This window comes from Mycolicibacterium lacusdiani (genome assembly GCF_021916785.1).
In the GTDB taxonomy this organism is placed as follows: Bacteria; Actinomycetota; Actinomycetes; order Mycobacteriales; family Mycobacteriaceae; genus Mycobacterium; species Mycobacterium lacusdiani.
Genome location: NZ_JAKCFC010000003.1, coordinates 113,597 through 128,789 on the forward strand (window position 1 = coordinate 113,597; position 15,193 = coordinate 128,789).

Genomic DNA, 15,193 nt, shown 5'->3' on the forward strand with positions numbered 1-15,193 from the left:
GGAGCCGGTCTGCGACGTGTGCGCTGAAATGCCTTGGCGACCGACGGAGACCCAAGGTTCCGGCAAGCCTGCACACGCCAACGAGGCAGCTTACCCGGGCCCATCAGCGCAGGTCAAAACGCGCTATCGAGCCCTCGTTCGGAACCCGCCGTGGTGGTCGGCGAGACCACCGCTTGAGGCGGAGGGTGGCCCCCATCGATCGCTGCTCCACGCGACGTGTCCTTCAGTGCGACGCCGGAACGCCCCAGTTCGATCGCCCCGGCGACCAGGCTCGCGGCGATCCGCGCGGCCTCGTCGTAGCCCAATCCCCCCGGCGGGTGGATGTTGGAGACGCAGTTGCGGTCGGCGTCGGGTCGCCCGACCCGTGGGAGATGGGTGAGGTAGATGCCGAGGCTGTCTGCGACGGAGAGACCGGGCCGCTCGCCGATGATCACCAGGACGGTCCGGTAACCGGCCGCGGCGGCGATGTGGTCACCGAGGCCGACGCGGGCCTGCGTCGCGATCACCGGAGGCGCCAGCGTGTGCCGGTCCCCCAGCCGGGCGACGAGCGCGGCCAGCAGCGCGGCGCCGTGCGTCCGCAGCGCGGTGGGTGACAGCCCGTCGGCGAGGACGAAGCCGATGTCAGCGCCGACGTGCGGCACCTCCGCGTCCTCGGCCGGGAGCCGGCCCAGGTCGGGCCTGCGCAGGTATTCCTCGCGTGACGTCGCCCTACTGGTCACCAGCACCGGGTCGCCGATGCCGATCTCGCGGACCTCGGCGGCCAGACCCTCCACGTCGAGCGGCACGTGCACGGCGTCGCGCGCCGCGGCGTGGGCCGCCGCCAACGCGAGCACCTCGGAGCTGGGCAGCGCGTTTCCCGCGCGACCCAACCCGATCCTGGCCTGCGTGGTCTTGCGCAGCTCGTCCCAGAACTCTTGGACGGCGGGCAGTTCGGCGGTCACCGGTGTGCCGCCGTCAGCGAGCGCAGCGGTGACCTGTTGGCGTCGAACGGCGTCAGCCGACCCGCGTCGTCGACCATCCCGACGGTGCGCAGCCACGCGTCGAACTCGGGCGCCGGCCGCAATCCGAGCGTGCGGCGCGCCACGAGCACGTCGTGAAACGACAGGCTCTGGTAGCCGAGCATGACGTCGTCGGCGCCGGGCACCGTGATGACGAACGCGACGCCCGCGGCACCGAGCAGCGTCAGCAGGGTGTCCATGTCGTTCTGGTCGGCCTCGGCGTGGTTGGTGTAGCAGACGTCGACGCCCATCGGCAGGCCGAGCAGTTTGCCGCAGAAGTGGTCCTCGAGACCGGCGCGGATGATCTGCCTGCCGTCGTAGAGGTACTCCGGACCGATGAACCCGACCACCGTGTTGACCAGCAGCGGTCGCAGTTCCCTGGCCACCGCGTAGGCGCGGGTCTCCAGCGTCTGCTGATCCACGGGCTTGCCGCCGGCGCCCAGGTGGGTACCGGAACTGAGCGCCGAGCCCTGGCCGGTCTCGAGGTACATGACGTTGTCGCCCACGGTGCCGCGCTGCAGTGAGCGGGCCGCGGCGTCGCCCTCCCGCAGCAGCGCCATGTCGACGCCGAAGGCCGAGTTCGCGCCCTGTGTGCCTGCGATCGACTGGAAGACGAGGTCGACGGGCACGCCGTCCTCGATGAGCCCGATGGTGGTCGTGATGTGGGACAGCACGCAGGACTGCGCGGGGATGTCGTAGCGCGCCCGGATCGAGTCGAGCAGGTGCAGCAGATCGGCCGTCGCGTGCGGTGAGTCGGTGGCGGGGTTGATGCCGATGACGGCGTCGCCACAGCCGAGCAGCAACCCGTCGAGGACGGCGGCCGCGATACCGCGGGGGTCGTCGGTGGGGTGGTTGGGCTGCAGTCGGGTGGCCAGCGTGCCCGGGATGCCGACCGTGGTGCGGAACGCCGCGGATACGTGCGTGGCCGCAGCGACGGCGATCAGGTCCTGATTGCGCATGATCTTCGAGACGGCAGCCGCCATCTCCGGCGTCACGCCGCGCGAGATCGCGGCGACGCGGGCCGCGCCGTCGTCGCGGGAGGCGGCGTCCATCAGCCAGTCCCGGAGCCCGCCCACAGTGAGCGAGCGGATCGGCGCGAACGCCTCCTGATCGTGGCCGTCGATGATTAGCCGAGTGACCTCGTCGGTCTCGTATGGCACCACGACGTCGGAGAGGAACGTGGTCAGCGGGAGATCCGCGAGAACCCACGCCGCAGCGGCTCTTTCGGCGTCGTGTTCGGCCGCGCAGCCGGCGAGCTGGTCGCCGGAGCGCAGCGGGGTGGCCTTGGCCATCAGCTCGACGAGGCCGTCGAACTCGTAGGTGACGCCCGCGAGGTGTTGGCGGAACCTCATCCGCTTACCGCCATCGAGACTCCTCATTCGCGGTTCGTGCCCGGATTTTTAAAGGTATTTTATTGAACCATTGAATTTGGCCGGGCGCTCACCGGAATGACGATGCCCCGGCGCGAGCGTCGCGCCGGGGCATCGTCGTGCTGCGGCTTGGAAGCCGTGGGTTAGAAGAAGCCCTGCGCCTTGTTGCTGTAGCTGACCAGCAGGTTCTTGGTCTGCTGGTAGTGGTCGAGCATCATCTTGTGGTTCTCCCGGCCGATACCCGACTGCTTGTAGCCACCGAACGCAGCGTGTGCCGGGTACTGGTGGTAGCAGTTCGTCCACACGCGGCCTGCCTGGATGTCGCGTCCGGCGCGGTAGGCGGTGTTGCCGTCGCGGCTCCACACCCCGGCGCCAAGGCCGTACAGGGTGTCGTTGGCGATGGACATCGCATCGGCGTAATCGGTGAACGAGGTGACCGCGACGACGGGGCCGAAGATCTCCTCCTGGAAGACCCGCATCTTGTTGTTGCCGGTGAAGATCGTCGGCGCGACGTAGTAGCCGCCGTTGAGATCGCCGCCGAGTTCAGCGCGCTCGCCGCCGGTCAGGATCTGCGCGCCCTCGGACTTGCCGATCTCGATGTAGGACAAGATCTTCTCGAGCTGATCGTTGGACGCCTGCGCGCCGATCATCGTCTCGGTGTTGAGCGGGTCGCCCTGGCGCACGGCCTTGGTGCGGATCGCGGCCAAGGCGAGGAACTCGTCGTAGATGTCGGCCTGGATGAGGCTGCGCGACGGGCAGGTGCAGACCTCGCCCTGGTTGAGCGCGAACATCGTGAAGCCCTCGAGCGCCTTGTCCTGGTAGTCGTCGGCCGCGGCCATGACGTCGGAGAAGAAGATGTTGGGGCTCTTGCCGCCCAGTTCCAGCGTCACGGGGATCAGGTTCTGCGACGCGTACTGCATGATCAGCCGGCCGGTGGTGGTCTCGCCGGTGAATGCGATCTTGGCGATCCGGTTGCTCGACGCGAGCGGCTTGCCGGTCTCGACGCCGAAGCCGTTGACCACGTTCAGCACACCGGCGGGCAGCAGGTCACCGATCAGGGACACCAGGTAGAGGATCGACGCCGGGGTCTGCTCGGCGGGCTTGAGCACGACTGCATTGCCCGCGGCCAGCGCCGGGGCCAGCTTCCAGACGGCCATGAGAATCGGGAAGTTCCACGGGATGATCTGGCCGACGACGCCCAGCGGCTCGTGGAAGTGGTAGGCGACGGTGTCCTCGTCGACCTGCGACAGCGAACCCTCTTGCGCGCGAATGCAACCCGCGAAGTAACGGAAGTGGTCGACGGCCAGCGGGATGTCGGCGTTGAGCGTCTCGCGGATCGGCTTGCCGTTGTCCCACGACTCGGCGAGTGCGATCGACTCGAGGTTTTCCTCGATCCGTTCGGCGATCTTGTTCAGGATCACCGCGCGCTCGGCGGGCGACGTCTTGCCCCACGCGGGTGCGGCGGCGTGCGCGGCGTCGAGCGCCTTCTCCACGTCGGACGCGTCGGAGCGGGCAACCTCGCAGAACGTCTGGCCGGTCACCGGCGTCGGGTTCTCGAAGTACTGGCCCTTGGTGGGTGCGACCCACTCGCCGCCGATGTAGTTCTCGTAGCGGCTCTGGAACGACATCAGGGCGCCCTCGGCGCCGGGGCGCGCGTACTCGGTCATGTCTTCTCCTGCGTTGATGAAAGTGGCTCTCGTCGTCGCGTGGGCGACCTGCGCCCACGGCGAGGCGGAGTGTGTCCTCCGTCACTCACGGTACGGAATCGACCGTTGCAGCACGGTTGCATCGGACGAAACGTGCGGTCGTCAGCCGATGTCGAGGTCGAGGCCCGCCAGATGTCCGCGGGCCGTCGCCCGCTCCGAGGAATCGGGGGCGCTGTCGTGCAGGATGCGCCAGCCGTCGCGGTCGTCGCGGCCCTCGGGCAAGTCCAGCCAGCGGCGCAGGAGCGCGAGGCTGCCCGTCGCGAGCACCGCCGCGCGCAGGCTCGTCGACAGTTCGGTGCGCAGCCGGGCGATGGCAGGCGCGACGGAGTGCGGGAGCAGCTCGCCGGGGTAGGCGTTCATCGCGGCCGCCACGTCCCCGCGGCGCAACGCGTCGAGCACGTCGGCGGCGTCGGAGTCGACCGGGGCGAGCAGGCGGTAGGGGCGCGAGGCCACGCAGTCGGCACCGATGACGCGGCGCAGTCGTGAGACCTCGGCCCGGATGGTCACGGCGTCGAGGTCGTTGTCGTTCAACATCATTGCGAGCCGGTCGGCGCTGACGCCTTCGGGATGGCGGCTCAGCAGCACCAGGATGTCGGCGTGCCTGCCCGTGAGAGTCGTCGGGTGCGAGCGGCCGTCGGCGACGGTCACGGTCCACCGCGGGCGGTCCGCGCCGAGCACGGTGAGCCGCGGCCGGGTGGTGGGCGGCGCGATCTGACGGGTCAGCGCGAGCAGGGCGAGGTGGTTCTCGACGGCGACGGCGGTCGCGCGGACCAGCGCCAGGGTCTGCGCCGTGGCGACCTCCGCGCCTCCGGTGAGGTCGATGGCGCCGAGCAGCAGGCCGGTGACCGGGTCGTGCACGGGCACCGCGGTACAGCTCCACGGTTGCACGATGCGCGAGAAGTGTTCGGAGCCATGGATTTGCAGCTCGCGATCAAGGGCCAGCGCGGTGCCCGGCGCATTGGTACCCGCCCGTCGCTCGCTCCAGTCGGCGCCGGCGGCGAAGTTCATCGCCTCGGCCCGTCGCAACGCTTGCGGATCACCCTCGACCCACAGCAGGGTTCCGTCGGCGGCGGTCACCGCGACGACGACGCCCGCCTCGGAGGCGTCGCGGACGAGCAGCCTGCGGATCACCGGCAGGGCCGGTGCCAGCGGGTGGCTGGCGCGCAGCTCGTCGAGTGTGCGGGTGGCCGGTTGTTCGGCGCCGCCGCGATCGGGGTCGACGCCGGTGGCCAGGCTGCGCTGCCAGCTCTCGGCGACGACCCTGCGCACGGGCACGGTGTCGAGGTGGCTGGCGTCGATCTGCCCGGCGACGAAGAGATCGTGTACTGCGCGCACGGCCAATCGCGACGACGGGTCATCTCCCCGGCGGGCTGCCTGGTCGGCCACGGCGATCACGCTCCTGGCGCGTGCCCGTTTTCGCTGGTGACACGCGTGCTGCCAGCGTAACGCAGCCGCAGCCCGCACTGGGCGGCTCCGAAGGTCCTCTCCACCTCCGAAACCGCCCAGGGGTTTGCGGGCCGGGGCTAGGCGCCCCAGGCCGTGGCTGCGCGGCGGTCGGTGGCCGCGACGTCGTCGGCGCCGTCTCGAACGGCGTTGCCCAGGCGGAACAGGATGTCGTTGAGTGCTGCCGCCGACTGGTCCCACCTCGCCTGTTCGATGCGGTAGGCCTCGGCCGCCTCGCGGGTCCACACGGCGGTCAGTGGGGCGATCTGGGCGCGCAGGTCGTCCAGCGCAGCGTTGAACCGGGCCGACGTGGCGTGGATCTGCTGTCGGACGGTGTGCTCGATCTGGCTGAAGTCATATGACAGAACCGGGTCCACGGGTGCTCCATTCTGGTCAGGTTGGGTGTCACAGGGACGCGGTCGCGGCCGCGATGCCGTCGGCGTGGGTGTCGGCGGCTTCGCGCAGCGTTCGTTCGTTGAGCCGCATGGTCTCCGCGATGCGGGCGAGCGCGGTCTGCAGGGTCGCGGACTCGGCGTGCCAGCGCTCGACCACGCCGGCGAACCGGGTGGCCGCCGCTCCACCCCACACCGATGCCGGGACGCTCGTCATCTGGCCGATGAACGACCCGAGCATGGCCCGCACCTCGTCGTTGCGTGCGTCGATGCGGCTGGCGACGGCGACCATCAGGTCGAGGTCGGTGGCCAGCGCGCCGCCGGTGGGGTTGGTCATGATGTTCCCTTCGTTTCGGTCTTGGAAGTTGGGACCTCGAGAGTTAAGACGCGGTAGCCTGACGATCGGTTCCATTGTCTGCGTGCGAATCTCAGGCCCACTCGCGTGCCGTGCGGATCGCGTGCAGACAGTGCTCGTCCGGCGTTGGTACGTCCGGCTTCCCCTGGCAACCGATGGCGATGCGCACGTGGCCGTCGAGTCGCAGCGTCCACTGCACCCGGGCATCCGGTCGGTCCTCGCGGTAGGTGATGACGGGCAGGCCGGCGAGGGTCGCCGACGGCTCGAACTCGGTGAAGACCCCGTCGGGCTGCTCGGCCAGCGCGGTGCGGACCACCTCGGCCGCCGCGTCCAGCGACTGTCCGACGGGCACCGGGGACTGGGTGACGTGCATGGCGTGGCGGCGGTCGTCCGGCGCCGACACCCGCACGCGCGCCGATCCCGGTCCGTCCACGATTCGCTCGGTCACCCAGTCGGCGGGAACCTCCAGCGTCACGCGACCCTCCACGAGCCACGTCCGTAGGGGTGACCGCTCGGGAACGGACGGCCAGAGGCTGGCCGTCACGAGCGCGGCGACCGTGGCCGCCGCACCGACGGCTGCCACCGCCCGAGACCGCCCGCGGGTGGCTGGACGGTCATCGGCCGGGCGTGTGTGCGCCGCCGTGTCCACGAGGCTCGCGTCGCCGAACTCGACCACCTCGAACTGTCGTGCCCGCAGCCGCTCGGCGATCACCGCGCCCAACTCCCCCACCGGATCGTCGACGACGACGGGACCGCCGTGGCGCAGCAGGCCGACGACGGCGTCGACGACCACCGCGGTATCCGCCACCCTCGCGACGACGTCGGGGATCCCGTGCGGTGGATGCACCACGAGCAGCTCGGGTGCTACCTCGACGACGCGGGAAACGTTGTCGCGCAGCAGGTCTGAACGTCTCAGTACGCGCGGCTCGAGACCGGCGCGTGCTGCAGCGGCCGCGACCCGGTCGGTTCGTCGGGACGGCCACCAGGATGGCACGACCAACTCCACCTCACCGGGCGACGGGCCCGCTGCGCGACGCAGCAGATCGGTCCACAGGTCGTCGACGGACACCACGGCGTCGTCGACCACCGCGTATCGGTCGTCGATGCACGCCACGGCCTCCTCGGCGGCCTCGGGAGGCAAGGGGTGCGCACTGCGGACGTCGTTCGGACCGACCAGGACGACGCGTGCGGCCGTCACGGTGGTTCCGTCCACGCGACCTGGACCAGTCGATCGGGACTGCCCGGTCGGACGAGGACGCCGCGACCCGGCGGTTGCGGCGAGGGCCGCAGTGCGCCGAACAGTGGACCGTCGTCGGGTCGGGCGCTCATCATCAGGCCCATCGCGCCGAGGTCGCGAAGCCGTGCCAGCACCGGATCGAACATTGCGCGGGCCGCGCCGCCCGACCGGCGCGCGATGACGACGTGCAACCCGAGATCGGTTGCGTGCGGGATCAAGTCGAGCAGGGCCGCCAGTGGATTGCCCGACGCGGCATCGGCCACCAGGTCGTAGTCGTCGACGATCACCCACGCGTCCGGTCCCGACCACCAAGACCGCTCGCGCAACTGCCGCTGGGTGACGTGCGGTCCCGGAAATCGACCCCTGAGCATGGCGGCGAGGTCGGCGACGTGCGCCCGCGCGGCATCCCCCGACGCCGCGTAGCGCGTGGTCGCGCCATCGTCGTCGAGCACGCCGAGCAGAGCGCGCCGGGGATCGACGACCACGATCTCGGCATCCCGCGCGACCGCGTGAGATAGCGTGCGCAACACGGAGGTCTTCCCGCAACCTGGTTCACCGATCACGACGAGGTGCGCCCGGTCGCCGAAGTCGATCGCGAGCGGCTGCAGATCGTCGTCCCCGATGCCGATGGGCACGACCGACGAAGATGCTCGGCCGCAGTCGATCTCGGCCGCATCGACCCGCGCGGGGAGCAGTCGCACCGGGGCCGCATGCACCCCGGGGTACCGCTCGGCCAGGCGGACACCGGCCGTCGCGAGCGCCGCGTCGCCATCGCCGGCATCCAGCCGCGGCCGGGCGATCGCCAGCTCGAGGCCGTCCTGGGTGATCCCGCGGCCTGCCGGTCGGCCAACCAGCGTCTTGGCCTTCGCGCGGTGCATCTCCGACTCAGCGGGGTCCCCGAGGCGCAGCTCGATGCGCGTTCCCAGCTGGTCCTTCAGCGCGGGTCGCAGGTCGGCCCACCGCGACGCCGCGATCACGACGTGGACGCCGACCGCGAGCCCCTGCCCCGCGAGTTCGGTGACCGATGTTTCCAGAACCTCGAACTCGCGGCGCGCGGTCGCCCAACCGTCGATCAGCAGGAACACGTGCCCGTGATCGTCGTCGGCCTCCCAGAGCCCGCTGCCGTTGCGCAATCGGGACTGCCGACGACGGACCACGTCGTGGACCCGGGACACGATGCGTTGCGCGAGGTCGGCCTCGAACCGGTCTGCCACCGATCCGACGTGTGGCAGCGCGCGGATCCCGGTGAGGTCGCCACCGCCGAAGTCCAGTCCGTAGACCTGTGCCCGGGCTGGTGATCGGGTGGCGGCCAGTGCGAGCGCGAGCGTGCACAGTGTCGTCGACTTGCCCGACCGCGGCCCGCCGACCACCGCGACGTTGCCGCCCGACCCGCCGAGGTCGACGACCAACGCGTCGCGGCGCTGCTCGAACGGCCGATCCACCAGGCCGATGGGCACCGTGAGGGTGTCCGCCGAAGGCACGACGGCCAGCAGTTCACCGAGATCCGGCGAGGTCGTCAGCGGTGGCGACCAAATCGCGTGCGCGCGCCGCCCGTGTGCGGACAGGCGGTCGACGACGACGTCGAGCAGGGAGCCGCTCGTGGCGGGCGCCTGCGGCGTCTCGAAGGGACTGGCTGCCGCAGTGAATAGCGCTGGCACTCCGTCGTATTCGCTTCGCGGTGCGGTCGATGGCGCTGCCGGCGCCGCGACGTAGGCGGCCCGGAACCCGACGAGGTTGCCGTCCGCCGTCTTGAGGAACGCCATGCCCGGCCGATTCGGCAGTTCGTAGGCATCGGCTGTGCCAAGCACTGCGCGCGACTCGGCCGCGGAGAACGTCTTGAGTGCGATGCGGTAGGACAGGTGCGACTCGAGCCCGCGCAACCGGCCCTCGTCGAGGCGCTGGCTGGCCAGCAGCAGATGCATGCCGAGGGAACGTCCCACCCGCCCGATCGCGACGAACAGTTCGGCCAGGTCCGGTTGTTGGGTGAGAAGTTCGGAGAACTCGTCGACGATGATCAGCAGCGTCGGCAGCGGCGCCAGCGCCACCCCGGTGGTGCGGGCGTGTTCGTAGTCGGTGATGCTCGCGAAGTTCCCTGCGGCACGCAGGAGTTCCTGTCGGCGGTTCATCTCGCCGGCCAGTGCGTCGCGCATCCGTGCCACCAGGTGCGCCTCGTCGGCGAGATTGGTGATGACCGCCGCGACGTGACGCATCTGCTCGAAGCCGCGGAACGTCGCGCCGCCCTTGAAGTCGACGAGCGCCAGGTTGAGAGCATCGGGTGAATGGGTGGCGACCAGACCGAGGGCCAGCGTCCGGAGCAGTTCGGACTTTCCCGATCCGGTTGCGCCGACGCACAATCCGTGTGGTCCCATGCCGCCATGTGCAGCCTCCTTGAGATCCAGCTCGACCGTCGTGCCATCGGCGGCGACGCCGACCGGCACCCGCAGCCGCCGTGCGCCGAGGCGGGGCTGCCAGGTGCGAACCGGGTCCAACTCGGATGGGTCGCCGATGCCCAGCAGGTCGGCCCAGCCCAGGCTGCGGCTGCCCACGGCGCGGACGCCGAGCGAGGCGATCCGGCGGGCACACACGATCGCCGCATCCATGGCGAGACCATCGGGCGTGCACTCCAGGGCACGGTCACCAAGCAGAATCCGCACTTCCGTGGCTCCGGCATCGGATGCGAGTTCCACCACGGTGACACCGTCACCGGCCACGGCGTCGCCCACCTCGCCACCGTCGGACACGACGACCACGTGACGCGCGCCGCGCCGCGGGGCAGCGTCGAGCCGCCGGTGCCAACCACCCTGGTGCGGCAGCCACTTCAGCCATTCCCACGCGGTTGCGTCGCGGGAGACCGTGACGATGCGCAGGTCCCCCGGGTGATGGAACGTCGCGAGCTGACACAGCACCGCGCGGACGGTGGCACGGGCCGAGTCGATGTCACCGCGCACCGAGACGCGGCGGTGTTCGGTCAGGTCGACCGCGATGGGCAGACCATCGACCGTCGACCTGTGGTGCAGCAGGCGCTCCACCGCATCGGCAGTGACAGGGTCGAAGTCGTCGGCCGGTCCGCTGCGCGGCGCGACGAGCGTGGTGGACAGGCCCAGGGTGCCCACGCCGACGCGGACGTGGCCGAAGTCGTCGTCACCGGGTCTGCGCTCCCAGGTGCGCGGACCGCCGACCATGCTCCACAGTGCCGACGGCTCGGGGTGGCGCCAGTGCAGACCGTACCGCTGCGCACGCGCCGTCCGCACCGCCGCGTCGTCGAGCGCATCGAGGTAACGCAGGTAGCGCCGCCGATCCTCGTTCAACTCGGCCGACCGGCGGGTGCCGCGCATGCCGTAGACGACCGACCCCAGCGCCGAGACGGCCATCATCGCCGGGAACAGCAGCATCGTCGGGCCGCGCGACGTCGCCCCCGACGTGAAGTACAGCGCGGCCATGCCGCCGACGGCGACGAGCATGACCAGCGGCAGCAGCCGCGCCAGCGGATTGGCCGGCGCGGCGCGCGGAACGTCGGGCGGTGCGTCCACCGCGACGTCGCCGACGTCCATCGGGGGCGCGGTCATGCGCCCGGCCTTCATCGTCTCCATCGCATCGTAAGACGCGCCTGGAGTGCGTTCGGTTCCATCGGGTACTGGTCGAAATTTAGTGCGCGGCGGCGATTCCCGGGTCGGCTAGCGTCATGGTGGGGGTTAGACGGACCGGGGGGTGAGCCGATGCCGATGTGCTGGTTGTCCATTCACGCGGACGACGGTGACACCGCGAGTGAGGTCGACCTCGTGCTGCCGACGTCGTCGCCCGTGGTCGCGTTCCTGCCCGACATCGTCGAGCTGGCAGGCCGGCAGGCAATGGTCGACGGCAGTCGGTGGCGGCTGCTGCGGCCGTCGGGTACGCCGGTCGACGAGTACATGAGTCTGAGTGACAACGGCATCCGCGACGGTGACGTCCTGCTGCTGGTGTCCGAGTCGCCCCGGCTGCCCGACGACAGCCCGTGGGATCCGGCGCGGGCAGCCGTCACGGCGAACGATCCTCGCTCGGCTGCTCCAGTCGACGTGACGGCGATCGGCGCCGCCGCGATCGTCATCGCCGTCGCTGCGTCGGGCTGGATCGGTGCAGTCGGCTCGGACCGGTCTGGGTCGTTGGTGGTGACCGTGGCCGCCGCGGTCGTCGCGACGGCACGGGCGGTGACGCTCCGGCGGGACGTCATGGGTGCGGCCGCCGTCGCCGCGTGGGCCGGGGCCGGTTTCCTCGTCGTTCCCGCAGCCCCCGCAGCGGCCAACGTCCTGCTGGCGACGGTTGCGGCAGGCACTGCGGCGGTGGTGCTGTCGCGGTGGACTGGACGGCTCAGCCCGACTCTCGTTGCGTTCGGGGCGTTCTCGGCGATCCTCGCCGTGGTCGCCGGAGCCGCCACCGCATGGTCGATGCCTGGGCCCACCGTGGGTGCCGTCACGGTCGTCCTCGCGCTCGCGCTGCTGGGTGCCTCGGCACGTATCGCCGCGGCGACGTCGGGCCTGAGTGCCGACGTCGCCGGTGACCGAGCGGCCTGCCGCGCGCACACCATCCTCGACGGCCTGACCACGGGATGCGCCTCTGCGGTGGCAGGGGGTGCGGTCGTGGTCGCCGTTGCGTCGCACGACGGTGTGGCGGCGGCGTTCACCGCGGCGGTGGCGGTCGCCATGTGCCTGCGCTCGAGAGCGCATGCCGACTGGCCGCGGCGGGTGGCATCGATGCTCTCCGGAACGTGCTGTGCCGTTGTGTCTTTGGTGACGTGCGCCGTTGCCGAACCAGCGTTGGCGTCCTGCTACGCCCTGGTGTTCGTCGGTCTGGGATTCCTCGCCAACGCGGTGCGCGCGCCGGGCCCTGCCGTGCGGCGCATCGCGAACGCGGCCGAATACGCCGCCCTCGCAGCCGTGATCCCCCTGGCGTGCTGGGTGGGCGGACTGTACGCGGCGGCACGCGGCTGGTACGCGCCATGACGCGATGCGCACCCATGGCGGCGCTGACGACACTGCTGCTGGCGATCGGACCCGCTAGCGCGGCCGCCGTGGTGCCACCACCGGTCGACCCCGCCGCCCTGCCGGTGGCTGCCGTGCCCGCACCGCCCGCACCCACCGAACGCAGTGCACCCTGTCGAACGGTGGATCCCGCCGCGGGCGGGGCGGGTCGCCCGCAGTTTCCGCTGGCGTCGCTGCAGACGCTGTGGCGCCTCGCCGACGGTGCCGGCCAGACGGTGGCCGTCATCGACACGGGCGTCGCCCGGCATCGCCTGCTGCCGAGGCTGCTGCCGGGCGGTGACTACGTCTCGAACGGTGACGGCACCGAGGACTGCGACGCGCACGGCACCTTCGTCGCGGGCATCATCGGTGCCACCCCGGTCGACGACTTCGCCGGGATCGCGCCCGCTGCAGCCATTCTCACCATCCGGCAGTCCAGCGTGGTGTTCCGGCGTACCGGCGAGGCCACCGGCGGCGTCGGCGACGTACGGACACTGGCCGCGGCCGTGCGCACGGCCGCGGACGCCGGCGCCACGGTGATCAACGTGTCGACCATCGCGTGCGCGTCGGCGGACGCGTCCATCGCCGACGAGGCGCTCGGCGCAGCGCTGGCCTACGCCGTCGACGTCAAGAACGTGGTGGTCGTCGCCGCTGCCGGCAATACCAGAGGGGACGGCGGGTGCGACGGTCAGAACCCGACGGTCGGTGGGACCCCGGACTGGGACGGCGTCGGCGTCGCGGCGAGCCCGTCGTGGTACGACGACTACGTCCTCACCGTCGGGTCCGTTGACCGCGACGGGCGTCCGTCGGCGTTCACCCTCGCCGGGCCCTGGGTGGACGTCGCCGCGTCAGGCGAAGACGTCGTGTCACTGTCCCCGGCCGGAGACGGGGTGACCGACGTCGTGCCCGGCGCGCCCGGTGAGACACCGCTGTCCGGAACGAGTTACGCCGCCCCAGTCGTGGCGGGCGTCGCCGCGCTCGTCCGCTCCCGCTCACCGGAACTCACGGCCCGCCAGGTGATGCAACGCATCGAAGACACCGCACTGCGGCCGTCGTCCGGGTGGAACCCGCTGGTGGGCCACGGTGTCGTCGACGCCCTGGCCGCGGTGAGCGCGGGGTCCGCGCCACCCGTGCCCGCCCAGCCCGTCGGGGTGCCAAGCCCGGCGGCCCGGCCGGCCCCGGCCGGGGGTACCCGCGGTGTGGCCCTCGCGGGCACTGCCATCTGCGTTGCGGTCGTCGCTGCAGCGGTCCTCTTGCCGCGCAACCGATCAGCCCGGGATGTCGACCGGGGCATCACGCGCCACTGACGCGTCCTCGATCGCGAGTTCCGGCCCACGGGGCAGCCACGCCAGCACCGGCCACGGCGCGGCGGCCGGCGTGCTGGGCAACCCGAGCGCCGTCGCCGCAGCATCGTCGCGCACCCCGGACACCACGCCGGCGTCGGTGACGAGGTGCCGTGGCCCGGTGCCTTCGCCGGGTACGAGAATCGGCGTCGATGCCACGTACGAGCTGTGGCCACGCGGCAGCCGAACCCGGTCGACCCGCGGCCCGGCACCGTCGGCCTGGGCAAGCGCGACGGTGTCGGCGTCTGCCGGCAGTGCCGCGCCGACGAGGACGGTCGTCGTCGAGGATGCTTCCGCGGTCCCGACGCGCCACCGGGCGCAGACGAGTTCAGTGGATGCACCGGCTACCGGACGGGCATGGGCGGGGAAGTCCGCCACCGGCAGCCGGTCGACCAGGCGGGTGGCGGCGACGGCGGCGGGCGCCACCGCGGGTGCCACGGCGGTGGACTCGGCACGGGCGAAGCGGATGACGTCGGCTGCCACCTCACCGACGCGCTGCATGCCGTCGGCCAGGACCACGTAGTGTTCGGCGCCTGCCGCTCCCCGCACCCGGACGACCGAGCCGACCGGCTCTCCGACGGTGCCCGGACCCGCCTCCCCCGCCCCCTCGACGCGCGGCGCGGTGATCGGCGCCACCTCCGGAACGGTGTCGAGCAGTGCCCGCGAAACCGGCTGCGGCACAACACGCTCGAGTCGCAGCGCGCGCAGGACGGCGGTCTCCCGCAGGTCGACCCTCGCGCGGCGCCCCTCGTAGAGCAGGTAGGTCAGCGCCGGGCCTTCGCCACGGGGCGTGACGAGTACGGTGCGATTGGGGTCGAACCGGTCGGCTGGCGATGTACCCGAACCGGCGGCCACGACGGTGTCGGCCCCGTCGCACACGGTCCACACGTCCCAGGCCTGCGGCGTACCGAGCGGATCGGGCGCGCCAGGGATCCCCACGGCCGCGCCCCGCCGGACGCCGTCGAGCGCGCGCTCCCCGACCACTCTGGGCTCGTCGGCGGTGCGCGTGATCAGCCTTGCCGACGCGAGATTCGCTGCGGGGTGCCATGTCTCGCCGATGAGCACGTAGAGCGCACCGGACTCCCGCACCAGCACGATCCGCGCCGACCCCAGCGTGCCGTGCGGTCGGACGACGGCCAGGACGACGCAGGCCGCGACGACGATCGTGGCCAGCACGGCGCCCGCGACGAAGGACAGGGCTTGCGACCGCAGCGGATCATCGTGCATCGCAACGTCTCTGCGCACCAACGCGTGCTCCAGGCGGCGCATGCGAAAGCGTTGCGCGCTCAGCTGCATCCACGACGACGTACGACCGGCCATTGATCCCCCGCCACCGACCCTAACCGGCGGCGGTG

At 71.5% G+C, this 15,193-nt stretch carries 11 protein-coding genes; 2 read left to right on the top strand and 9 right to left on the bottom strand.

The features are described 5' to 3' along the window. Nucleotides 1-113: 113 nt before the first annotated feature. The 8 genes from eutC to eccCa all read right to left on the bottom strand — a co-directional run bounded on the left by eutC (nucleotide 114) and on the right by eccCa (nucleotide 11,067). Nucleotides 114-941, bottom strand: coding sequence for an ethanolamine ammonia-lyase subunit EutC (gene eutC / locus LOK44_RS10250; protein WP_237569903.1), 828 nt, complete (start codon nucleotides 939-941; stop codon nucleotides 114-116). Beyond that, entirely contained in the window at nucleotides 938-2,350 is a 1,413-nt protein-coding gene (locus tag LOK44_RS10255; protein WP_237570574.1) for an ethanolamine ammonia-lyase subunit EutB, read from the bottom strand. The genes eutC and LOK44_RS10255 overlap by 4 nt, the downstream gene beginning before the upstream one ends. A gap of 161 nt (nucleotides 2,351-2,511) precedes the next feature. Further along, the gene (gene adh / locus LOK44_RS10260) at nucleotides 2,512-4,035 is read right to left on the bottom strand and encodes an aldehyde dehydrogenase (RefSeq protein WP_237569904.1); all 1,524 of its coding nucleotides are present in this window, start codon (nucleotides 4,033-4,035) and stop codon (nucleotides 2,512-2,514) included. A gap of 141 nt (nucleotides 4,036-4,176) precedes the next feature. Then, nucleotides 4,177-5,469, bottom strand: coding sequence for a helix-turn-helix domain-containing protein (locus LOK44_RS10265; RefSeq protein WP_372481215.1), 1,293 nt, complete (start codon nucleotides 5,467-5,469; stop codon nucleotides 4,177-4,179). A 128-nt stretch (nucleotides 5,470-5,597) separates the two neighbouring features. Further along, nucleotides 5,598-5,894, bottom strand: coding sequence for a WXG100 family type VII secretion target (locus LOK44_RS10270; RefSeq protein WP_163918899.1), 297 nt, complete (start codon nucleotides 5,892-5,894; stop codon nucleotides 5,598-5,600). A 28-nt stretch (nucleotides 5,895-5,922) separates the two neighbouring features. Next, a complete protein-coding gene (locus LOK44_RS10275) occupies nucleotides 5,923-6,246 on the bottom strand; it encodes a WXG100 family type VII secretion target (RefSeq protein ID WP_237569906.1) in 324 nt (107 codons plus the stop codon). 91 nt (nucleotides 6,247-6,337) lie between these two features. Then, nucleotides 6,338-7,462 carry a type VII secretion-associated protein gene (locus tag LOK44_RS29925; RefSeq protein ID WP_237569907.1) on the bottom strand — a complete coding sequence of 375 codons (1,125 nt, stop codon included), beginning with the start codon at nucleotides 7,460-7,462 and terminating at the stop codon, nucleotides 6,338-6,340. Then, a complete protein-coding gene (gene eccCa, locus LOK44_RS10285; RefSeq protein ID WP_237569908.1) occupies nucleotides 7,459-11,067 on the bottom strand; it encodes a type VII secretion protein EccCa in 3,609 nt (1,202 codons plus the stop codon). Before eccCa ends, LOK44_RS29925 begins: the two co-directional genes overlap by 4 nt. A gap of 165 nt (nucleotides 11,068-11,232) precedes the next feature. Between eccCa and eccD the strand changes: the two genes are divergently transcribed. Beyond that, complete coding sequence (eccD, locus tag LOK44_RS10290) at nucleotides 11,233-12,477, top strand: type VII secretion integral membrane protein EccD (RefSeq protein ID WP_237569909.1); 1,245 nt, start codon at nucleotides 11,233-11,235, stop codon at nucleotides 12,475-12,477. Next, nucleotides 12,474-13,802, top strand: a complete 1,329-nt coding sequence (gene mycP / locus LOK44_RS10295; RefSeq protein WP_237569910.1) for a type VII secretion-associated serine protease mycosin — start codon at nucleotides 12,474-12,476, stop codon at nucleotides 13,800-13,802. The genes eccD and mycP overlap by 4 nt, the downstream gene beginning before the upstream one ends. Here mycP and eccB read toward each other — a convergent pair. Continuing rightward, nucleotides 13,764-15,158 (bottom strand): type VII secretion protein EccB, encoded by a 1,395-nt coding sequence (gene eccB, locus LOK44_RS10300; RefSeq protein ID WP_237569911.1) that lies wholly within the window; start codon nucleotides 15,156-15,158, stop codon nucleotides 13,764-13,766. The two genes, mycP and eccB, sit on opposite strands and share 39 nt — an antisense overlap. Nucleotides 15,159-15,193: the final 35 nt, after the last annotated feature.

Coding starts and splice junctions, on each gene's coding strand:
- mycP (WP_237569910.1), top strand. CDS start 12,474: ATGACGCGATGCGCACCCATGGCGGCGCTGACGACACTGCTGCTGGCG.
- LOK44_RS10255 (WP_237570574.1), bottom strand. CDS start 2,350: ATGAGGTTCCGCCAACACCTCGCGGGCGTCACCTACGAGTTCGACGGC.
- adh (WP_237569904.1), bottom strand. CDS start 4,035: ATGACCGAGTACGCGCGCCCCGGCGCCGAGGGCGCCCTGATGTCGTTC.
- eccCa (WP_237569908.1), bottom strand. CDS start 11,067: ATGACCGCGCCCCCGATGGACGTCGGCGACGTCGCGGTGGACGCACCG.
- LOK44_RS10275 (WP_237569906.1), bottom strand. CDS start 6,246: ATGACCAACCCCACCGGCGGCGCGCTGGCCACCGACCTCGACCTGATG.
- eccB (WP_237569911.1), bottom strand. CDS start 15,158: ATGGCCGGTCGTACGTCGTCGTGGATGCAGCTGAGCGCGCAACGCTTT.